At 70.9% G+C, this 20,722-nt stretch carries 18 protein-coding genes; 12 read left to right on the top strand and 6 right to left on the bottom strand.

Translation table 11 applies throughout. The features are described 5' to 3' along the window. The first annotated feature begins 111 nt into the window (after positions 1 to 111). The 10 genes from ACFY0F_RS19455 (at position 112) to ACFY0F_RS19410 (ending at position 9,397) form a co-directional block, all read left to right on the top strand. Positions 112 to 1,812: a nitrite/sulfite reductase gene (locus ACFY0F_RS19455; RefSeq protein ID WP_388795341.1), complete on the top strand. Its 1,701-nt coding sequence runs from the start codon at positions 112 to 114 to the stop codon at positions 1,810 to 1,812. Beyond that, positions 1,809 to 2,000: a hypothetical protein gene (locus ACFY0F_RS19450; RefSeq protein ID WP_388795338.1), complete on the top strand. Its 192-nt coding sequence runs from the start codon at positions 1,809 to 1,811 to the stop codon at positions 1,998 to 2,000. Before ACFY0F_RS19455 ends, ACFY0F_RS19450 begins: the two co-directional genes overlap by 4 nt. Next, positions 1,997 to 2,707 carry a phosphoadenylyl-sulfate reductase gene (locus ACFY0F_RS19445; protein ID WP_388795335.1) on the top strand — a complete coding sequence of 237 codons (711 nt, stop codon included), beginning with the start codon at positions 1,997 to 1,999 and terminating at the stop codon, positions 2,705 to 2,707. Before ACFY0F_RS19450 ends, ACFY0F_RS19445 begins: the two co-directional genes overlap by 4 nt. A gap of 55 nt (positions 2,708 to 2,762) precedes the next feature. Then, the gene (gene cysC / locus ACFY0F_RS19440) at positions 2,763 to 3,299 is read left to right on the top strand and encodes an adenylyl-sulfate kinase (protein ID WP_388795332.1); all 537 of its coding nucleotides are present in this window, start codon (positions 2,763 to 2,765) and stop codon (positions 3,297 to 3,299) included. Then, complete coding sequence (cysD, locus tag ACFY0F_RS19435; RefSeq protein WP_388795329.1) at positions 3,296 to 4,240, top strand: sulfate adenylyltransferase subunit CysD; 945 nt, start codon at positions 3,296 to 3,298, stop codon at positions 4,238 to 4,240. Before cysC ends, cysD begins: the two co-directional genes overlap by 4 nt. A 2-nt stretch (positions 4,241 to 4,242) precedes the next feature. Beyond that, positions 4,243 to 5,571: a sulfate adenylyltransferase subunit 1 gene (locus ACFY0F_RS19430; RefSeq protein WP_388795326.1), complete on the top strand. Its 1,329-nt coding sequence runs from the start codon at positions 4,243 to 4,245 to the stop codon at positions 5,569 to 5,571. Positions 5,572 to 5,844: 273 nt separating this feature from the next. Further along, complete coding sequence (locus tag ACFY0F_RS19425; protein ID WP_388795323.1) at positions 5,845 to 6,966, top strand: aliphatic sulfonate ABC transporter substrate-binding protein; 1,122 nt, start codon at positions 5,845 to 5,847, stop codon at positions 6,964 to 6,966. Positions 6,967 to 7,002: 36 nt separating this feature from the next. Beyond that, the gene (locus ACFY0F_RS19420) at positions 7,003 to 7,782 is read left to right on the top strand and encodes an ABC transporter ATP-binding protein (protein ID WP_388795320.1); all 780 of its coding nucleotides are present in this window, start codon (positions 7,003 to 7,005) and stop codon (positions 7,780 to 7,782) included. Next, entirely contained in the window at positions 7,769 to 8,653 is an 885-nt protein-coding gene (locus tag ACFY0F_RS19415) for an ABC transporter permease (protein ID WP_388795317.1), read from the top strand. The genes ACFY0F_RS19420 and ACFY0F_RS19415 overlap by 14 nt, the downstream gene beginning before the upstream one ends. Before the next feature lie 6 nt (positions 8,654 to 8,659). Further along, positions 8,660 to 9,397: a sirohydrochlorin chelatase gene (locus ACFY0F_RS19410; protein ID WP_388795314.1), complete on the top strand. Its 738-nt coding sequence runs from the start codon at positions 8,660 to 8,662 to the stop codon at positions 9,395 to 9,397. Positions 9,398 to 9,584: 187 nt separating this feature from the next. On the opposite strand, the gene ACFY0F_RS19405 is transcribed toward ACFY0F_RS19410, so the two are convergent. The 3 genes from ACFY0F_RS19405 to ACFY0F_RS19395 form a co-directional block, all read right to left on the bottom strand. Continuing rightward, positions 9,585 to 12,101 carry a fibronectin type III domain-containing protein gene (locus ACFY0F_RS19405; RefSeq protein WP_388795311.1) on the bottom strand — a complete coding sequence of 839 codons (2,517 nt, stop codon included), beginning with the start codon at positions 12,099 to 12,101 and terminating at the stop codon, positions 9,585 to 9,587. Between the two features lie 185 nt (positions 12,102 to 12,286). Continuing rightward, the gene (locus ACFY0F_RS19400) at positions 12,287 to 13,312 is read right to left on the bottom strand and encodes a ketopantoate reductase family protein (protein WP_388795308.1); all 1,026 of its coding nucleotides are present in this window, start codon (positions 13,310 to 13,312) and stop codon (positions 12,287 to 12,289) included. A gap of 45 nt (positions 13,313 to 13,357) precedes the next feature. After that, positions 13,358 to 13,909 (bottom strand): DUF1697 domain-containing protein, encoded by a 552-nt coding sequence (locus tag ACFY0F_RS19395; RefSeq protein ID WP_388795305.1) that lies wholly within the window; start codon positions 13,907 to 13,909, stop codon positions 13,358 to 13,360. A 235-nt stretch (positions 13,910 to 14,144) separates the two neighbouring features. Between ACFY0F_RS19395 and ACFY0F_RS19390 the strand changes: the two genes are divergently transcribed. After that, the gene (locus ACFY0F_RS19390) at positions 14,145 to 16,388 is read left to right on the top strand and encodes an MMPL family transporter (protein WP_388795302.1); all 2,244 of its coding nucleotides are present in this window, start codon (positions 14,145 to 14,147) and stop codon (positions 16,386 to 16,388) included. 109 nt (positions 16,389 to 16,497) lie between these two features. Here the strand turns inward: ACFY0F_RS19390 and ACFY0F_RS19385 are convergent, their stop codons facing one another. From ACFY0F_RS19385 to ACFY0F_RS19375, 3 genes are read right to left on the bottom strand one after another with little or no spacing between them, the layout of a single operon-like run. Continuing rightward, positions 16,498 to 17,787: an ABC transporter substrate-binding protein gene (locus ACFY0F_RS19385; protein WP_388795299.1), complete on the bottom strand. Its 1,290-nt coding sequence runs from the start codon at positions 17,785 to 17,787 to the stop codon at positions 16,498 to 16,500. Continuing rightward, a complete protein-coding gene (locus tag ACFY0F_RS19380) occupies positions 17,787 to 18,620 on the bottom strand; it encodes a carbohydrate ABC transporter permease (protein WP_388795296.1) in 834 nt (277 codons plus the stop codon). The genes ACFY0F_RS19385 and ACFY0F_RS19380 overlap by 1 nt, the downstream gene beginning before the upstream one ends. Continuing rightward, a complete protein-coding gene (locus tag ACFY0F_RS19375; RefSeq protein ID WP_388795293.1) occupies positions 18,617 to 19,564 on the bottom strand; it encodes a carbohydrate ABC transporter permease in 948 nt (315 codons plus the stop codon). Before ACFY0F_RS19375 ends, ACFY0F_RS19380 begins: the two co-directional genes overlap by 4 nt. 110 nt (positions 19,565 to 19,674) lie before the next feature. Here ACFY0F_RS19375 and ACFY0F_RS19370 point away from each other — a divergent pair, with 110 nt between their 5' ends. Further along, on the top strand, positions 19,675 to 20,538 hold the full coding sequence (locus ACFY0F_RS19370) for a phosphotransferase enzyme family protein (RefSeq protein ID WP_388795290.1): 864 nt from the start codon (positions 19,675 to 19,677) through the stop codon (positions 20,536 to 20,538). The last annotated feature ends 184 nt before the right edge of the window (positions 20,539 to 20,722 follow it).

Genomic DNA, 20,722 nt, shown 5'->3' with positions numbered 1-20,722 from the left:
GACCCGACATTCACGACTTCCCTCTCCCCCTGCGCAACGACGCGCACGTATGCCCGTATCCCCATACGCGCAGGCAAGAGCCGCTTTCCGCCTGTCCCGAAGGACGTACACATGGCCGCCACCCCACAGAACCCTGACGCCTCCGCGCCCCGACGCAAGGTGAGCCGTCACCGCGGTGAGGGTCAGTGGGCCGTGGGTCACTTCACCCCGCTCAACGGCAACGAGCAGGTCAAGAAGGACGACGACGGTCTCAATGTGCGGACACGCATTGAGACGATCTACTCCAAGCGCGGCTTCGACTCGATCGACCCCAGCGACCTGCGCGGGCGGATGCGCTGGTGGGGGCTGTACACCCAGCGCAAGCCCGGGATCGACGGTGGCAAGACCGCGATCCTGGAGCCGGAGGAGCTGGACGACGAGTACTTCATGATGCGCGTCCGCATCGACGGCGGGGCGCTGACCACCCGGCAGCTGCGGGTCATCGGTGAGATCTCCCAGGAGTTCGCGCGCGGCACCGCCGACATCACCGACCGGCAGAACGTCCAGTACCACTGGATCCGCGTCGAGGACGTGCCCGAGATCTGGGAGCGGCTGGAGGCCGTCGGGCTGTCCACCGTCACGGCCTGCGGCGACACGCCCCGCGTCATGATCGGCTCGCCGGTCGCGGGCATCGCCGAGGACGAGATCATCGACGGCACCCCGGCGCTGGAGGAGATGAAGCGCCGTGTCCTGAACAACAAGGCGTACTCCAACCTCCCCCGCAAGTTCAAGACGGCCATCTCGGGCTCGCCGCTGCTGGACGTCGTCCACGAGATCAACGACGTGGCCTTCGTCGGCGTCCGCCACCCCGAGCACGGGCCGGGCTTCGACGTGTGGGTCGGCGGCGGACTGTCGACCAACCCCAAGCTCGGGGTGCGGCTCGGCGCCTGGGTTCCGGTCGACGAGGTGGCCGACGTCTACGAGGGCGTTCTTTCGATCTTCCGTGACTACGGCTACCGCCGGCTGCGCAACCGCGCCCGGCTGAAGTTCCTGGTCGCCGACTGGGGCGCGGAGAAGTTCCGGCAGGTGCTGGAGGACGAGTACCTGGGCGGGCGCAAGCTGATCGACGGACCCGCCCCCGAGCAGCCCGTCCAGCAGTGGCGCGACCACATCGGAGTGCACCGGCAGAAGGACGGCCGCTTCTACGTCGGTTTCGCCCCGCGGGTCGGCCGTGTCGACGGCACCACGCTGACGAAGATCGCCGACCTCGCGGAGGCACACGGCTCCGGGCGGGTGCGGACGACCGTCGAGCAGAAGATGATCGTCCTCGATGTCGAGGAGGGCCAGGTCGACTCGCTGGTCGAGTCCCTGGAGGCGCTGGACCTCAGCGCCCGGCCCTCCCCGTTCCGGCGCGGCACCATGGCGTGCACCGGCATCGAGTACTGCAAGCTCGCCATCGTGGAGACCAAGCAGCGCGGCTCCCAGCTGATCGACGAACTGGAGCGCCGGATCCCGGACTTCGACGAGCCGATCACCATCAACCTCAACGGCTGCCCCAACGCCTGCGCCCGTATCCAGGTGGCGGACATCGGTCTCAAGGGACAGCTGGTCCTGGACAAGGACGGCAACCAGGTCGAGGGCTACCAGGTGCACCTCGGCGGCGCCCTGGGCCTCGAACCCGGCTTCGGCCGCAAGGTGCGCGGACTGAAGGTCACCGCCGAGGAGCTCCCCGACTACGTCGAGCGCGTCCTGCGGCGCTTCCAGGCCGAGCGCGAGGAAGGCGAGCGGTTCGCCGCCTGGGCCGCGCGCGCCGCAGAGGAGGCCCTGTCGTGAGTGAGCGCGCCGCACCTTTCTACTGCCCCTACTGCGGCGACGAGGACCTTCGTCCCAGCGAAGCCCCGGAGAGCGGTCACGGCGCCTGGGAATGCGCGGCGTGCAACCGCGCATTCCAGCTGAAGTTCCTCGGGCTGCTGGCCCGGGGGCTTGAGCGAGCCGACGATGGAGGGGATGACCGGATATGACGACGGCTCAGGAGACACGTACCGCCGAGGAACTGAAGGCGCTGGCCGAGCAGGCGGGCCGCGACCTGGAGGACGCCTCCGCGCTGGAGATCCTCCAGTGGGCGGTGGACACCTTCGGCAAGGGCTTCTGCGTCACGTCCTCCATGGAGGACGCGGTGGTCGCCCATCTGGCGTCCCGCGTGATGAAGGGCGTGGACGTGGTGTTCCTCGACACCGGCTACCACTTCCCGGAGACCATCGGCACCCGCGACGCGGTCGACGCGGTGATGGACGTCAACGTCATCACGCTCACCCCGCGGCAGACGGTCGCCGAGCAGGACGCCGAGTACGGCCCCAGGCTGCACGACCGCGACCCCGACCTGTGCTGCAAGCTCCGTAAGGTGCAGCCCCTGGAGGAGGGCCTCAAGGGCTACCAGGCCTGGGCGACGGGTCTGCGCCGCGACGAGTCCCCGACCCGGGCGAACACCCCGGTCGTGGGCTGGGACGACAAGCGCCAGAAGGTCAAGATCTCGCCGATCGCCCGCTGGACGCAGGACGACGTGGACGCCTACGTCGCCGAGCACGGCGTGCTGACCAATCCGCTGCTGATGGACGGCTACGCCTCCGTCGGCTGCGCCCCGTGCACCCGCCGGGTCCTCGAGGGCGAGGACGCGCGTGCCGGCCGCTGGGCGGGCCGCAGCAAGACCGAGTGCGGGCTGCACGGCTGACATGACCGAGATTTCCACGCACTCTCCGACGAGTCCGACGAGCAGGGAGACGCCCGTGACGACCGGAGCCACCGTCTGGCTCACGGGTCTGCCGAGTGCCGGCAAGACCACCATCGCGTACGAGCTGGCCGGACGGCTGCGCGAGGAGGGCCACCTCGTCGAGGTGCTCGACGGCGACGAGATCCGCGAGTTCATCTCGGCGGGCCTCGGCTTCAGCCGCGAGGACCGGCACACCAACGTGCAGCGCATCGGCTTCGTCGCCGAACTGCTGGCCCGCAACGGGGTCAAGGCCCTGGTGCCGGTGATCGCGCCGTACGCGGACAGCCGGGACGCGGTACGCAAGCGGCACCAGGAGAACGGCACGGCGTACCTGGAGGTGCACGTGGCGACCCCGGTCGAGGTGTGCTCGGTACGCGATGTGAAGGGGCTGTACGCCAAGCAGGCCGCGGGTGAGCTGTCGGGGCTCACGGGCGTCGACGACCCGTACGAGGAGCCCGAGTCGCCCGACCTGCGCATCGAGTCGCAGCACCAGAGCGTGCCGGAGTCCGCGGCCTCCGTGTACGCCCTGCTCAGCGAAAGGGGACTGGCATGACGACCGTCACCACGGTCAAGGGGGGCGGCGAGGGCACGGACAGCCCGTACGCCCTCTCCCACCTGGACGCGCTGGAGTCCGAGGCGGTGCACATCTTCCGTGAGGTGGCGGGTGAGTTCGAGCGGCCGGTGATCCTGTTCTCCGGAGGCAAGGACTCCATCGTCATGCTGCACCTGGCGCTGAAGGCGTTCGCCCCGGCGGCGGTGCCCTTCTCGCTGCTGCACGTGGACACCGGGCACAACTTCCCCGAGGTCCTGGAGTACCGCGACCGCACGGTCCGGCGGCACGGGCTGCGCCTGCATGTGGCCTTGGTGCAGGACTACATCGACCGCGGGGTGCTCAAGGAGCGCGCCGACGGAACCCGCAACCCGCTGCAGACGGTGCCGCTGACGGAGAAGATCCAGAGCGAGCGGTTCGACGCCGTCTTCGGCGGGGGCCGCCGGGACGAGGAGAAGGCCCGGGCGAAGGAGCGGGTGTTCTCGCTGCGCGACGAGTTCTCCCAGTGGGACCCGCGCCGGCAGCGGCCCGAGCTGTGGAACCTGTACAACGGCCGGCACGCGCCCGGCGAGCACGTCCGGGTCTTCCCGCTCAGCAACTGGACCGAGCTGGACGTCTGGCAGTACATCGCCCGCGAGGGCATCGAGCTGCCCGAGATCTACTTCGCGCACGAGCGTGAGGTGTTCCGGCGGGCCGGCATGTGGCTGACGGCGGGCGAGTGGGGCGGCCCGAAGGACGGGGAGACGGTCGAGAAGCGCCTGGTGCGCTACCGGACCGTCGGCGACATGTCCTGCACGGGCGCCGTCGACTCCGACGCCACCACGCTGGACGCCGTCATCACCGAGATCGCCGCTTCCCGGCTGACCGAACGTGGCGCCACCCGCGCCGACGACAAGATGTCCGAGGCCGCGATGGAAGACCGCAAGCGCGAGGGGTACTTCTAAGCATGACCACGACCACGGAACTCTCCGCCGCCACCCTGCTGCGGTTCGCCACCGCCGGTTCGGTCGACGACGGCAAGTCCACCCTCGTCGGCCGCCTGCTGCACGACTCCAAGTCGGTCCTCACCGACCAGTTGGAGGCCGTCGAGCACGCCTCCCTGAGCCGCGGCAAGGACGCGCCCGACCTGGCCCTCCTCACGGACGGGCTGCGCGCCGAGCGCGAGCAGGGCATCACCATCGACGTGGCGTACCGCTACTTCGCCACCCCGCGCCGCCGGTTCATCCTCGCCGACACGCCCGGCCATGTGCAGTACACCCGCAACATGGTGACCGGCGCCTCCACCGCCGAGCTGACGGTGATCCTCGTCGACGCCCGCAACGGCGTCGTCGAGCAGACCCGCCGGCACGCCGCCATCGCCGCGCTGCTCCGCGTCCCGCACGTGGTCCTCGCCGTCAACAAGATGGACCTCGTCGACTACCAGGAGTCCGTGTTCGCCGCGATCGCCGAGGAGTTCACGGCGTACGCGACCGAACTGGGCGTCCCGGAGGTCACCGCGATCCCGATCTCGGCGCTGGCCGGGGACAACGTGGTGGAGCCGTCCGCGAACATGGACTGGTACGGCGGCCCGACCGTCCTGGAGCACCTGGAGACCGTCCCGGTCAGCCACGACCTGGCGCACTGCCACGCCCGGCTGCCCGTGCAGTACGTGATCCGGCCGCAGACCGCCGAGCACCCGGACTACCGGGGCTACGCGGGCCAGATCGCGGCCGGTTCGTTCCGCGTGGGCGAGCAGGTGACGGTCCTGCCGTCCGGCCGCACGGCGAAGATCTCCGGGATCGACCTGCTCGGCGAGCCGGTCGACGTCGCCTGGACCACGCAGTCGGTGACCATCCTCCTCGAGGACGACATCGACGTCTCGCGCGGTGACCTGATCGTGCCGACCAAGGACGCCCCGGCGACCACCCAGGACATCGAGGCCACGGTCTGCCATGTCGCGGACGCCCCGCTGACCGTCGGTCACCGGGTACTGCTCAAGCACGGCACCCGCACGGTCAAGGCGATCGTCAAGGACATCCCGTCCCGGCTCACGCTCGCCGACCTGTCCCTGCACCCACATCCGGGACAGCTCGTCGCCAACGACATCGGCCGGGTGAAGGTCCGCACCGCCGAGCCGCTGCCGGTCGACTCCTACTCCGACTCGCGGCGCACCGGCTCCTTCATCCTGATCGACCCCAGCGACGGCACCACGCTCACCGCGGGCATGGTCGGCGAGTCCTTCGCCGCCCCCGAGCCGGTCAAGGAAGAGCCCGACGACGACGGCTGGGACTTCTGAGCATGAGGACGACCGACGTCTACTCGACGTTCGCGAAGGAGGGCGGCCGCGTCGGCAGCGGCGCCCTCGGCAGCGGGCAGGGCGGAGTGGCGCGATGTGTGCGATGACGTACGCGCACTGCCTGCGCGCCCCGTCCCCCCACCCTCCCCCACATGCTCGACTTCGCTCGCAAGCGGGGGGACCCCCACCCCGGAAGCGACGAAGACCCTTGCCGAACACCCGGCCACGACCGAAAAGACCGTGACCGCCGGGCCAACGAGAGGAAAGCCTCCCGTGCCTGCCAACCGCTCACCCCGTTCGACGCTCGTTCGCCGCGGCATGGCCGCCGTAGCCGCACTCCCCCTGCTGACCCTCGCAGCTTGCGGTTACGGCTCCAAGTCCGCGGACACCTCCGCCAACCAGAAGGTCGCCGCCGGCGCCAAGAAGATCGACGGCCTCGACTCCGTCAAGATCGGCTACTTCGGCAACCTGACCCACGGGACCGCGCTGGTCGCCCGTGAACAGGGCATCTTCCAGAAGGAACTGGGCGCCACCAAGGCCGACTACGCCACCTTCAACGCCGGCCCCTCCGAGATCGAGGCGCTCAACTCCGGTTCCATCGACATCGGCTGGATCGGCCCGTCCCCGGCGATCAACGGCTACACCAAGTCGAACGGCAAGAGCCTGAAGATCATCGGCGGTTCGGCGTCCGGCGGTGTGAAGCTTGTCGTGAACCCGAAGAAGATCAAGTCCCTGAAGGACGTCAAGGGCAAGAAGATCGCGACGCCCCAGCTCGGCAACACCCAGGACGTGGCGTTCCTCAACTGGATCGCCGACCAGGGCTGGAAGGTCGACGCGCAGAGCGGCAAGGGTGACGTCACGGTCGTCCGCAGCGACAACAAGGTGACCCCGGACGCCTTCAAGGCGGGTTCCATCGACGGCGCCTGGGTGCCGGAGCCGACCGCCTCGAAGCTGGTCGCAGAGGGCGGCAGGACGATCCTCGACGAGTCCACGCTGTGGCCCGGCAAGAAGTTCGTGATCACGAACATCATCGTGCGGCAGTCCTTCCTCAAGCAGCACCCGAAGGCCGTCGAGGCCGTGCTGAAGGCCGCCGTCGGGGCCAACAAGTGGATCAACGCCAACCCGGACAAGGCGAAGGCCGCCGCGAACAAGCAGCTGGAGGCCGACTCGGGCAAGGCGCTTCCCGCGAACGTCCTGGACCCGGCGTGGAAGTCGATCCAGTTCACCGACGATCCGCTGGCCTCCACCCTGAACACCGAGGCGCAGCACGCGGTCAAGGCCGGCCTGCTGGACAAGCCGGACCTGAAGGGCATCTACGACCTCACCCTCCTCAACAAGGTCCTCAAGGCCGAGGGTGAGAGCACCGTGGACGCCGCCGGTCTCGGCACCAGCTGACGCGGGTCCCCGATGATCTCCCAGGAGGTGACGAACATGGCCACGACCCTTGCCAAGGCCGCGGAGTCCGTCGAGTACGCGGCTCGTCTCGACCACGTCTCGAAGTCCTTCGCGACGCCGGGTGGGCAGCAGCTCGTCCTGGACGACATCAGCATCGATGTCGCGCCCGGCGAGTTCGTCACCCTCCTGGGGGCGTCGGGCTGTGGCAAGTCCACGTTGCTGAACCTGGTGGCGGGCCTGGACAGGCCCACCGCCGGTGACATCACCACGGACGGCCGCCCGGCCCTGATGTTCCAGGAACACGCCCTCTTCCCGTGGCTGACCGCGGGCAAGAACATCGAACTCGCCCTGAAACTCAGGGGTGTTCCCAAGCCCGAGCGGCGCGGCAAGGCCGAGGAGCTGCTCGAACTGGTGCGGCTGAAGGGCGCGTACGGCAAGCGCGTCCACGAATTGTCGGGCGGTATGCGCCAGCGCGCGGCGCTGGCCCGCGCGCTGGCGCAGGAGAGCAACCTGCTGCTGATGGACGAGCCGTTCTCGGCCCTGGACGCCATCACCCGGGACCTGCTGCACGACGAGTTGACCCGGATCTGGGAGGAGACGGGGCTGTCGGTGCTGTTCGTCACGCACAACGTGCGCGAGGCGGTACGACTCGCCCAGCGCGTCATCCTGCTGTCGTCGCGCCCGGGCCGGATCGCGCGCGAGTGGTCGGTCGGCATCCCGCAGCCGCGGCGCATCGAGGACGCGCCGGTGGCCGAACTGTCCCTTGAGATCACCGATGTACTGCGTGGGGAGATCCGACGTCATGGCCAGCACTGAGACAACGCCGGTCAAGGACGCCGGGAGCGTCGAGGCCGGCCTGGACGCGCTCGAGACGACGGCCGCCGGACGCCCGCCGTTGCGGAAGACCTTCGTCGACAAGATCCTTCCTCCGGTCATCGCGATCGCCGTGGTGCTGCTGGTCTGGCAGGGTCTGATATCGCTGAAGATCGTCGACAACCCCAGCAAGCTGCCCGCGCCGTCGGCGGTGGCGCAGGCCTTCAAGAACGACTGGCTCAAGGGCGACCTGCTCGGTTACATCTGGACCAGCGTCTCCCGCGGTCTGCTGGGCTTCTTCTTCGCCCTGCTGATCGGCACCCCGCTGGGACTGCTGGTGGCGCGGGTGAAGTTCGTGCGCGCCGCCATCGGCCCGATCCTGTCCGGGCTGCAGTCGCTGCCGTCGGTGGCGTGGGTGCCGCCGGCCGTGATCTGGCTCGGTCTGAACAACTCGATGATGTACGCGGTGATCCTGCTCGGCGCGGTCCCCTCGATCGCCAACGGCCTGGTGTCCGGCGTCGACCAGGTGCCGCCGCTCTTCCTGCGCGCGGGCCGCACCATGGGCGCGACGGGTCTCAAGGGCGTCTGGCACGTCACGTTGCCGGCCGCGCTGCCCGGCTATGTGGCCGGCATGAAGCAGGGCTGGGCGTTCTCCTGGCGCTCGCTGATGGCCGCGGAGATCATCGCGAGCTTCCCCGACCTGGGCGTGGGCCTCGGCCAACTGCTGGAGTACGCGCGCACCGCCAGCGACATGGCCATGGTGTTCGAGGCCATCCTGCTCATCCTGTTCGTCGGCATCGCCATCGATCTGCTGATCTTCAGCCCGTTGGAACGGTGGGTGCTGCGCAGCCGCGGCCTGCTGGTGAAGAGCTGATCCCTCATGCGTGACCCGGTCCTTCTCGTCATCGCCCACGGCAGCCGCGACGCGCGGCACGCCGCGACCGTGCACGCCCTCGTGCGGCGGGTGCGGTCGCTGCGGCCGGGGCTGCGCGTGGAGACCGGGTTCCTGGACTTCAACGTCCCGTCCGTGCACGGGGTGCTGGAGTCACTGGCGGCGGAAGGCGTTCGTGACGTCGTGGCGCTGCCCCTGCTGCTGACCCGCGCCTTCCACGCGAAGGCGGACATCCCGGCGGTCCTGCGGGACGCGCCGCGGCGGCTGCGGATCCGGCAGGCGGAGGTGCTGGGGCCCTCCCCGCTGCTGCTGGCGGCGCTGGAACGCCGGTTGTACGAGGCGGGGCTGACGCCCGCCGACAAGTCCTCGACCGGGGTCGTGCTGGCCTCGGCGGGGTCCTCCGACCCGGAGGCGATCGCAGTGATCGCTGACATCGCGCGGGAGTGGCGGCACACCGGTTGGTGCGCCGTGCGGCCTGCGTTCGCCTCCGCATCCCTTCCGCGCACCGAGGACGCGGTGCGCGAACTGCGGGAGCTGGGCTGCGCGAAGGTCGCGGTCGCCCCTTACGTGCTGGCACCGGGTTTCCTGCCGGACCGTATCGCGCGGGGTGCGGCGGAGGCGGACGTGCTCGCCGGCGTCCTCGGTCCCGCACCGGAGGTGGCCCGGGTGCTGCTGGAGCGGTACGACGCGGCACGCGACCCGGCGCTGCTGGCCGTCGGCGCCTGAGTATCCGCCGCACCACGCCGGCCGTACCACGCCGTCCCGCGGTCCGGCGCTCCCCTGTGACGCCGGTCCGCGGACGGTGCCGGGGCACGGCCTTCCGGTCGTGGCCAACCCTCTTGTCGTGCCCGGCACTTGGTTCTGCGTTTCCCACGTCGGAAGTGTCACAGCGGCGGGGATTTCCGCTGCGGCGTCAGGGTTGCGTGGTCGCCGTGACGGTGACGGCGGGCCCGGTGCCCGCCGCGGTCACCGCCGCCACGGTCACGGTGTACGAGGTGCCGGGGCGCAGTCCGCCGAGCACCCGGAACATGCCCTTGGCGGAGGCCTGGGTGACCAGGACGTCCCGGCCGGTGACGTCGACCGGGTCGCGGCCGTCCGAGACGGTCACCCGGTAGCCGGTGACCTTGGCGTCGCCCGTCACGGTGGGCGGCGTCCAGGCGAGGGTGGCCGCGGTGGACGCCGTGCGCAGCTTGGCGCCGGTCGGGGCGTCCGGCAGGACGGTCGTCGCCGTCGGTGAAAGGGGCGCCGAGGCGAGGGAGGGGGCGCCGGCTCCGTACGCGCTGCGCGCGGTGACCGTCACCGTGAACGGGCCGCCGGCCGAGGGCAGCCCGCCGATGCGGACGAGGGCGGTGCGCCGGAAGTCGGCGGCGCCGACGGTCTGTTCGGCGACCTGCCGGCCCGTGGTGTCGTAGGCCCGGGCGGTGTACGACGTCACGGGTGAACCGCCGTCCGCGAACGTCGGGTTGAAGGTGACGTACAGCGCGTCCGCACCCGCGGCGCTGGTACCGACCCTGGAGGGCGCCTCGGGGACGGAGAGCGCGCCGACGCGGCGGTTCAGCAGGTGCCGGTAGGGCGGCTCGAGTCCCGCGCCCCGCAGTACCGCCGCCGGTACGTCGGACGGTGCCGTCATGATCTTGTTTCCGGTGGTCACCAGCCCCTTGTTGTCCCCGTCGGCGGTGCCTTCCTCCCACCAGTTGTCCTTGACCAGGGTGGGGTCGTTGTTGCCGAGGCCGTCCCGGTAGTCGGTGTGGCGGGAGGCGACGTTGGCGTAGGAGGCGTGGTAGAGGACGTTGCCCTCGACGGTCTCGTAGGTGCAGCCGTTGTCCGTGTAGACGCTCTTGCCCAGGCCCCACTGGTCGTGGATGACGTTGCCGGTGACCTTCTCGCCGTCGGCCAGGGAGGTGCCGGTCAGGCCCTGGGTGTAGATGCCGCCGCCGTCGTCGAGCATCTGCATGTAGTCGAAGATCAGGTTGTCGCGTACGGCGTTGTCGTGGCTCGGGTTCGGCGTGGCCGGGTCGCCGATCTTGTCGGGCCAGCCGCCCCAGCCCATCGACACGGCGCTGTAGCCGACGTGGTCGATCTGGTTGTGGGCGATGGTGTCGTGCTGGGTGTAGCCGCCCAGGACGGCGACGCCGCCGTGGTACTCGCGGGGCAGCCCGTAGAGGTGGTTGTCCGTCACCTGTACACCGGAGGCGGGGCTCTGGCCGTCCACTCCGCCGATCTCCAGGCCGTTGCCGGAGATGTCGGTGAAGACGCTGCCGGTGACGGACGAGTCCTTGCTGCCGGTTCCCAGGTCGAGCCCGGCGGCGCCGAGGTGGGCGAAGACGTCGTCGGTGAACTCGATGCGCTGCCCGTGGGCGAAGGACACGTTGCCGGGCATCTTCGTCCAGGAGGCGAACGGGCAGGTGCCGCCTTCGACGTACTGGCACAGTCCCTGGGTGGCCCAGCCCTTGTCGCCGGTGATGGTGTAGCCGGCCTGGATCTCGGAGAAGCCTTCGGGCCGGGAGGGGATCAGCCAGGTCGCGTAGCTGAACTGGATGCCGCGGAAGGCGATGTCGTGGACGGGGGCGTCCGCCGTGCCCCGCCCGTCGACCAGTTTCTCGGCCGCGGCGGCCTCGACGTCGGACCGGGTGAGGTCCTCTCCCTTGCGCGGCAGGTAGTAGACCTTCCGCGCGCTCCTGTCGAGGTACCACTCGCCGGGCTGGTCGAGGAGTTCGTAGGCGTTCTCGACGTAGGACGCCTTGCCGCCGTTGGTGAGGTGTCCCGGGCCGACCATGCTGACCGTGCGGCCGGGGATGTTCGGGAACTCCACCCGCTTGTTGGAGTTGTCCCAGCAGGGCTGCGCCATGGTGATGGTGGTGCCCTCGGCGGCGGCGATCCGGCAGCGCGGCTCGGTCCACTGGCCGAGGCCGTTGCGCTCGACGTTCCACAGCGCCTCGCCGCTGGTGTACACGAACTCGGCGTCGGAGGGGTGCTTCCAGTGGGCGATGGTGTCGGAGGAGGCCTCGTAGCCGGTGGCCGTCTGGGTGAGGGTCACCGGTACGGCTCCGCGGGCCCGCTGGGCGCGTACTCCGTCCACGTACAACTGCCGTGTGTCGGTGAGCCCTCGGGGGGCGGGCGCGGACCACAGGCCGGTGCGGCCCGCGACCGGGTGCCATCCGGTGACCCGGCTCCCGCCGCTGACGACCGTGCCGTCACCGCCCTGCCAGACGACCCGGTGGCCACCGGTCCCCGAGTCGCGGGCGTCGAGCACCAGCGGCTCGCTCTGCCGGTACGTTCCGGGCGCGAGGTGGACCGTCAGGTCGCCGTGCAGGTCCGCGACCCTGGCGCGGACCAGGTCGCGGGCTCGCTCCAGGGTGCGGACGGGATGCTTGACGGTCCCGTCGGCGTGGTCGTCGCCGACGGGCGACACGTATACATCGGAGGTCACGGCGGCTTGGGCGGTGACCGTGACCGAGGGGGATCCGAGCAGAAGGATGGCGGAAATCAGGAGTAATGGTGCGTGTCTGCGGTGTGCGGGCATGTACCTCTCCCATGCGGGAAGCGTGTGCCGTCCCGGGAAAGGTAGGAGCATTGATGAGTGACCGTCAATGAGTCGGTCACGACCGAGGGAACTCAGGACAGCTTCGCGAAGCCCGCGTCCGCCTCGTCGGCCAGCCGGGTGAGCTCCGCGAGCGGCATGGATCCGGCCGGCCTGCGCTCCCGGGCGAACCGGTTGGCGAGCCGCTGCAGCAGCTCGTTCAGCGGGGTCGGCACACCGTGCAGGCGGCCCAGCAGGACGATCTCGCCGTTGAGGTAGTCGGCCTCGATGGTGCCGGTGCCGCGGGTGAGGGACTGCCAGGAGGAGCCGCCGCCGCGCGGGGCGCCGTCGAGCGGTACCAGGGTGACCTTGTCACCGCGGGCCGCCCGCTGCTCCTCCGCGCTCGCGTACGCGATCCCGGCGGCCCGCAGCACGGCCTCGCCCTCGGCCCGCACCCTCGCGTACAGCGCCCGGCCCGCCTCGCTGTCGACCGGACCGCCGCCCGCCTCCACCGCGTTGCCGAGGTTGCCGAGCAGTTTCGCGTACTGCCAACGCGCCACGTCCTCGGCCACCGGGGCCTCGAAGTGGCACTTCTCCAGGTCGGCGGCGATACGCCGCAGGAGGTCGTCCGCGCCGTGCGGGTGACGGCCGAGGTGCAGGATCCCGGTGAGCGGGGCCCCGGCGGCCAAGACCACGCCCGGCTCGACGAAGGTGGACGGCAGCCAGACACAGACGCCGTACACGTGCCGGAAGCGGCGCAGGGCCAGGCGCTGGCCCTCCACCCCGTTCTGCGCACACAGCAGCGGCAGCCGCTCGGCGGCCGTACCACCGCCCTCCACCGGCACCGGGCCCCAGCTCTCCAGGGCGGCCGTGCTGTCCTGCGTCTTGACGGCCAGTATCAGCACGTCGTCGGCGCGCAGCGCGCCGAGCCGCTCCGGCCCGTCCACGACGGGCAGCCGGTACGTCAGCTCGCCCTCCGGCACCCGCAGCCGCAGCCCGCCCTCCCGCAGCGCCTCGTGGTGCGCGCCCCGCGCGACCAGCACGACCTCGTGGCCGCCCTGGGCCAGCCGTCCCCCGACGGTCCCGCCGACCGCCCCCGCCCCGATGATGATGTAACGCATGCGAAGAGCCTGGCACACGGGCCCGGCCGGTCAGCCGCCAGGGGATCACGCCTGCGGGGCCGTCAACTCCACCAGCTTGACCACCGTGTTCCAGTTCCGGCTCGTGGCGATCACCCCTCTGGTGCTCCGCGGCCGGGACAGGGCCTCGGCGAGTCTGGAGCGGCCGAGACCCTCCGGGGCGTACAGGTACAGGCAGCGGTCGCCGAGGCGGAACTCCTCGGGGAGGTGGGCGGCCTGGTCGATGTCCGCGAAGCGTTCGGCGGTGACGGACGTGGAGAAGTAGGTGACGTGCAGTTGCCTGGGCTGGAGCTCGGCCGCGGGGAACGGACAGGCCTCCAGCACCGCCCGCAGATAGCCGTGGTCGCGGACGATCACGTCGACCCGGAAGCCGAAGTGCCGCTCGATCGCCTCCGCCAGCTCCGCGGCCAGGGACTCCTCGTCACCCCGCCCGGTGGTGAAGACGGCCTGGCCGCTCTGCAGATGGGTGCGTACACCGTCGTGGCCGAGGCCGGTCATGAGCTGCCGCAGTTCGGCCATCGGGAGTTTTCTGCTGCCGCCCACGTTGATTCCGCGCAGCAGCGCCGCATACGTCGTCACCCGGACACCATAGAGCGGCCGTCGGCGGCCATACGGAGTGGATCTCCGTCGACGGGACGGACACCCTGGTCAGCGCCCCCGAGACACGCAGATAGATGTAAGGGGCCGATGTCCTCCCCGGCGACGAGGGGACGTCGTCGTACTTCACCGGACAGCAGGACGAGACGGTCTTATCCGGCCCATACCTTCGTAACGAACGCAGGCACGGAGGAGAGAACAAGGGGGAGGGCCCGTCATGGGTAACGGAGACACGCGGGTGCGGGGCCTGGCCGCCCGCGCCGGCGGCTGGAGCGCCCGGCATCGCTGGGCGGCCGTCGGTATATGGGTGCTGTTCGTCGTCCTGGCGATGGGGCTCGGCTCCGCGGCGGGCCGGGTCGACGTCGACGACAGCGACCAGCTCAAGGGGGAGACGCACACCGCTGCGCGGATCATCGACGACGCGGGCATCAAGGAGCCGGCCGGGGAGACCGTCCTCATCCAGTCGAAGGACGGCGCCCTGAAGGCCACGGACGCCGAGTTCCGGGCCACCGTCGCGGACGTGGTGAAGGCCGTCGGCGCCACCGGCAAGGTCACCGGCGTCACCTCGCCGTACGACACCCGGACCATCTCGAAGGACGGGCGCAGCGCGCTGGTGCAGTTCGACATGCGCGGTGACGCGGACACCGCCGCCGACCGGGTCGAGCCGGTGCTGAAGGCCGTCGACGGGGTGCAGAAGGAACACGGATCGCTGCGGATCGAGGAGATCGGCGGCGCCAGCATGCAGAAGCAGTACAAGGACGCCTTCGGCGACGACTTCCAGAAGGCCGAGTACTCCGCCGTGCCGGTCGCCCTCGGCATCCTGCTCATCGCGTTCGGGGCGCTGGTGGCGGCGCTGCTGCCGGTGGCGCTGGCGATCACCGCGATCATGGCGACGATGGGTCTGATGGGCATCGTCAGCCATCTGCAGCCGATGAGCGACACCGCCAACTCCGTGATGCTGCTGGTCGGTATGGCGGTCGGCGTCGACTACTGCCTGTTCTATTTGCGCCGGGAGCGCGAGGAGCGGGACGCCGGGCGGGATGCGGGCACCGCGCTCAGGATCGCCGCCGCCACCAGCGGCCGGGCGATCATCGTCTCCGGTGTCACGGTGTGCGTGGCGATGGCGGGCATGCTGTTCACCGGGCTCGCCACCTTCGAGGCGATGGGCCTGGCCTCGCTGATGGTCGTGGCGGTCGCCATGGTCGGCTCCGTGACCGTGCTGCCCGCGCTGCTGTCGCTGCTGGGCGAGCGGGTGGAGAAGGGACGCATCCCGTTCCTGCGCCGCCGCCGGACCGGTGGCAGCTCGGAGAGCCGGTTCTGGACGGCCGTGCTGCGCGGTGTGCTCGCCCGGCCGGTGGTCTCCGTGGTCGTGGCGGTGGGCGCGCTGCTGGCCGTGGCCGCGCCCGCGCTCGGCATGAAGACCTCGCAGCTCACCCTGGACCAGGAGTTCGGTGACTCGCTGCCCATCGTGCAGACCTACAACCGGCTCAACGACGCCTTCCCGGGCGGTTCCGAGCCGGCCGAGGTGGTCGTGAAGGCCAAGGACATCAACGCACCCGAGGTACGGCGGGCGCTGGCCGACTTCAAGGAGAGGGCGGTCGCTTCGGGCGCCTCCCAAGGCCCGGTCGACATCAAGCTGCACGACGCGCAGAACGTCGCCCTGGTGTCCGTACCGCTGGTCGGCGGCTCGGACATGGACAAGGCGAACAAGAGCCTGGAGAAGCTGCGGGACGAGGTACGGCCCGCCACGCTCGGCAAGGTGGACGGCGTGCAGGCGCCGATCACCGGGAACGTCGCGGGCAACCACGACTTCAACGACCAGCTGATGGGCTCCGTCGCCCCGGTCTTCGCGTTCGTGATCGTCTTCGCCTTCCTGCTGATGCTGCTGTCGTTCCGCTCACTGACCGTGGCGATCACCTCGATCCTGCTGAACCTGTTGTCGGTGGGCGCGGCGTACGGCATCCTCGTCGCCGTCTTCCAGCACGGCTGGGGTGCCTCCCTGGTGGGCGCCGAGGGCGTCGGCGCGGTCGTCACCTGGCTGCCGCTGTTCCTGTTCGTGATCCTGTTCGGTCTGTCCATGGACTACCACGTGTTCGTGGTCTCCCGGATCCGCGAGGCCCGGATGCGCGGCCGCAGCACGAGGGACGCGATCCAGCACGGCGTGGTCACCACGGCCGGTGTCGTCACCAGTGCCGCGGTCATCATGGTCGCCGTGTTCGCGATCTTCGGCACGCTGTCCATGCAGGACATGAAGCAGATGGGTGTGGGCCTCGCCACCGCCGTGCTGATCGACGCGACGATCATCCGCGGTGTGCTGCTGCCGGCCGTGATGGCGCTGCTGGGCGAGCGCAACTGGTACCTGCCCAGGTGGATGCACCGGCTGCCGGACCTCACCCATGACGAGTCGCCCGCGGCGGTGGCGGCACCGGTACGGCAGGAGGAGGAGCAACTGCCCGTCTGATTCCTCCTGTTGACGGTGGGCCCGTCGGTTTCCGGGGGAACCGACGGGCCCACTCCTGTGCTCCGGCAGGCGCGCGTCGACACGGCCGACCACCTCTGACGGCGCCCGTTCACCGCTGGTAGCGGGCCAGCACCAGGTTGCCGTCCTTCTCCAGCCGGTGGCGCAGTTCGGCGAGGCCGATCGCTTGGCTGTAATACTCCTGGAAGGCCGGGGTCGCCACCTTGTCCTTCCACTCCGGGTAGCCGCGGACGGACTGGGCGGGCGCCGGGCTGAGGTGGGCCGCGAGGGCGGTGCCGGTGGCCCAGCCGTCCTTCGCGGTGTGCAGGGCCGGGTCGGCCAGGGCCCGGGTGCCGGTGGGCAGCATCCAGTCCCCGAGGGCCAGCCGCACCATGTTCTTCGGCCGCAGCAGGAAGTCGACGAACGCGGCGGCCTCTCTCTTGTGCGGGCTGTCGGCGGCGATGGACAGGGTCTGCGGGCTGACGCCCTGGGTGAGTCCGTCGTCGCCCGCCGGGGCGGGCAGCACCGTCCACTCGAAGCCCTTCGGGGCCTGCTCGGCGATCTGCTGCCGGTAGGAGAAGCCCAGCGGGACCATGGCGTACCTGCCGCCGAAGAAGCCGGGCAGTGTGTCCGAGCCGCCGCTGCCCAGGGTCGAGGCGGACGCGCTGTGGTCCGTGCCGACCTGGTCGTGGACGGTGCGGGGCACCACCTGGTCGGCGGCGTCGAAGCGGACGGTCACCTTGCCGTCGCCGCCGGCACCGTCTCGGTGGAAGAGCCGGCCGCCCGCCGACAGCGACAGGTTGAGGGTGGCCGAGACGGGTTCCTTCAGCGGCCAGGCGACGCCGTACTTCCCGTCACCGCTGAGCCGCTTCGTCACCTGCCGGAACTCGGCCCAGCTCCAGGGGCGTCCGGGCGTGGGTATCCGCACCCCGGCCCGTTCCAGCCAGGCCGTGTTGGCGATCAGCACCCGGGACTCCTGGAGGAACGGGACTCCGTAGATGCCGTCGCCGAAGGTCGCCGTCTCCCAGGTGCGGCGGGGGATGTCCTTTTTCAGGCGGGCGGACAGCAGGCCGGCCAGGTCGGCGAGGTAGCCGCCGTAGGCGAAGTCCGCGAGGTCGTCGGAGGCGTCGTGGATGACGTCGGGTGCCTCGCCGCCCTCGAAGGAGGTGAGCAACTGGTCGTGGACGCTGTCCCAGCTGCCCTGGACGTACTCGACGTGGACGCCGGGGTGGGTGGCGTTCCACTCCTTCACCAGCTCCTTGTTGGCGGCGACGGACTCCTGCTGCCAGGCGAGGGACTGGAAGCGCAGGGTGATCCGGCCGCCGGTGTCCGTGCCGCCCGAGGAGCAGCCCGCCAGCAGCATCAGGAGGGCGACGAGGGCGGTGGTGAACCGGGTGCGCATCAGCCCTTCACCGCCCCGGTGAGCATGCCGCCCGTGATCCGGCGCTGGACGAGGGCGAAGACGGCCAGCGAGGGCAGCGTGGCGAGGAACGCGGCCGCCGCCAGCGGGCCGAGGTCGGCCACGCCCTCGGCACCGACGAAGTGGGTGAGGACGACCGGCAGGGTCTGCTTCTTTGGGGTCTTCAGCAGCACCAGGGCGAAGAAGAACTCGTTCCACGCGGTGACGAACGCGAACAGTCCCGTCGCCACGATCCCCGGCGCGAGCAGGGGCGCCGTCACCGACACCAGTGTCCGCACCCGCCCCGCGCCGTCGACCGCCGCGGCCTCCTCCAGCTCGGCCGGCACGGCCCGGACGTATCCGACGAGCATCCACAGCGCGAACGGCAGCGCCCACACCACGTAGACCAGCACCAGCCCGGCCAGGGAGTCGATCAACCGCAGGTTCTTCAGCACGAGGAACAGCGGAATGATCACCAGGACGAACGGGAAAGCCTGGCTGACCACCACCCATCCGGTCGCCGCCCTGGACAGCAGGGTGCGTCGGCGGGCGATGACGTACGCCGTCGGGACGGCGACCAGTACGGCGATCACCGCGGCGCAGGCCGCCGCGAGGAGGGAGTTGAGTCCGGCGCGCAGCAGCGGCTGCTCGTCGAAGGCCTGCCGGAAGTTGGCCAGGGTGGCGTCCCGCGGGATCCAGGTGGGGTGCGCGCTGCCCAGCTCCCGTGGCGACTTGAACGCGGTGGACAGCAGCCACAGGAGGGGGAAGGCCAGGAAGACCAGATACGCCAGCAGGGCGGCGTACTGGCCCACGCGGGCCCCGGTGCGGGTCCTCACGCCTCCTCGCCTCCCCGCAGCCGGCCGGCCAGGAAGACGGCGAGAAGCACCGAGATCACCGCGACCAGCACACACCCCATCGCCGCCGCGTAGCCGAACTGGCCGTAACGGAAGGCCTCTTCGTAGGCGAAGAGCATCGGTAGCCGGGTCCTGCCGCCCGGGCCGCCGCCCGTCAGCACATAGACCAGGGCGAAGGAGTTGAAGTTCCAGATGAGGTTCAGCGCGGTGATGGCGAGCGCGATCGGTCTGAGGGCGGGCCAGGTGACCGTGCGGAACCGGCGCCAGGCGCCCGCGCCGTCCACCGCGGCCGCCTCGTGCAGTTCGCGTGGAGTGTTCTGCAGTCCGGCGAGCAGGGCGACCGTCGTCTGGGGCATCCCGGCCCACACGCCGACGACGATCACGGCGGGCAGGGCGCTGCCCAGGCCGCCGAGCCAGTCCCGGCCGTCGCCGAGTCCGAGGTCGCGCAGGGTTTCGTCGAGGATGCCGGCGTCCGGGTTGTAGACCAGCCGCCACATGATGCCGACCACGACCTCGGGCATGGCCCAGGGCACGAGGGCGAGGGCGCGGGCCGGCCAGCGCAGCCGTAAGTCCTGGTTCAGCAGCAGGGCGAGGCCGAGCGCCAGCAGGAACTGCGGCACGGTCACCCCGACCGCCCACACGAGCCCGATCCGGAAGGACTCCCAGAACAGCGTGTCGTGCAGCAGGTCCCGGAAGTTGAGGACACCGGTCCACCGGGTGGGCGCGGTACGGCCCGACTGGGCGTCGGTGAACGCCAGCAGGATGCCGTACAGCAGGGGCCCGACGCTCAGGGCCAGGATGGGGATGAGGGCGGGCAGGACGAGGAACCAGGCGCCGCGGTCACGGGCGCGCCGGGGCGGCCGTCCGGCCTCCACCACCAATGCCACGGAATCAGCCCCTTTGCGCGACTCGGTTGGCGTGTTCATGGTCGTGAAGGCGTGGTGTTCCGTCAAGGGACCGCGCACAGGGCCCGACCTGTGGGAATGGGAGACTGGCCGATACCAGGACCGGGCAGGCCAGGACACGGAGGCGGACGATGGACGAGGCACGGGCGCGGGACGTACTGGCCGCGGCAGGGGTGCTGCCGGGCCCGGCACGGGACGTGCGGCTGCTCGCCCTGGGCGAGAACGCGGTGTTCGCCGCCGGTGAGCTGGTCGTCAAGGTGGGCCGCGACGCCGAGTTGCTGGACCGGGCGCGGCGGGAGCTGGACATCGCGGCCTGGCTGGACCAGGCGGGTGTGCCGGCGGTGCGGGCGGCCGAGCCGGAGGCGCTGCTGGTGGACGGGCACCCGGTGACCGTGTGGCACCGGCTGCCCGACCCGGTACGGCCGGCCGATCCGCGGGATCTGGCCGGACTGCTGCGGATCGTGCACGCGCTGCCTTCCCCTTCCTTCACTCTCGCGCCCCGCGATCTGCTGGGCGGTGTGGAGCGCTGGCTGCGACTCGCGGGCGACGCGATCGACCCCGCGGACGCGGCGTACCTGCGTGAGCGGCGGGACGGCTTCGCCGCGGCCGCGGCCGCACTGACGCCCCATCTGCCGCCGGGGCCCATCCACGGCGACGCGCTGCCCCGGAACGTCCATGTCGGGCCCGACGGCCCGGTCCTGGTCGACCTGGAGACCTTCTCCGCCGACCTGCGCGAGCACGACCTGGTGGTCATGGCCCTCACCCGCGACCGCTACGGCCTGCCCGCCGAGGCCTACGACTCCTTCACCGCCGCCTATGGCTGGGACGTGCGGGAGTGGGAAGGCTGCGGGGTGCTGCGCGGCGCCCGGGAGACGGCGAGCTGCGCGTGGGTGGCCCAGCACGCGCCGAGCAATCCCAAGGCGCTGACGGAGTTCCGGCGGCGGGTCGCGTCACTGCGGGACGGGGACGAGACGGTGCGGTGGTTCTCCTTCTGAGGGGGTTGCGCGGGCCGGCGCTTTCAGGTGCTGCGGCGCTGGTGCCGAGGCCCGCGCACCGGGCGGAGCCGCTGCCCGGTCGCCCGGCAGGCTAGGGCCTGTCCGGCGGATCATGCCGCAGACGCGGGGCTTGGCACGCCCTCCCCCACTCTCGGCTTCGCTCGAGCGGGCGGTGCCCCCACCG

Origin of the sequence: Streptomyces sp. NPDC001544, assembly GCF_042894285.1 — a bacterium.
GTDB lineage: Bacteria > Actinomycetota > Actinomycetes > Streptomycetales > Streptomycetaceae > Streptomyces.
Note: the sequence above shows the minus strand (reverse complement) of the source record. Positions and strands in the feature narration are given on the sequence as shown.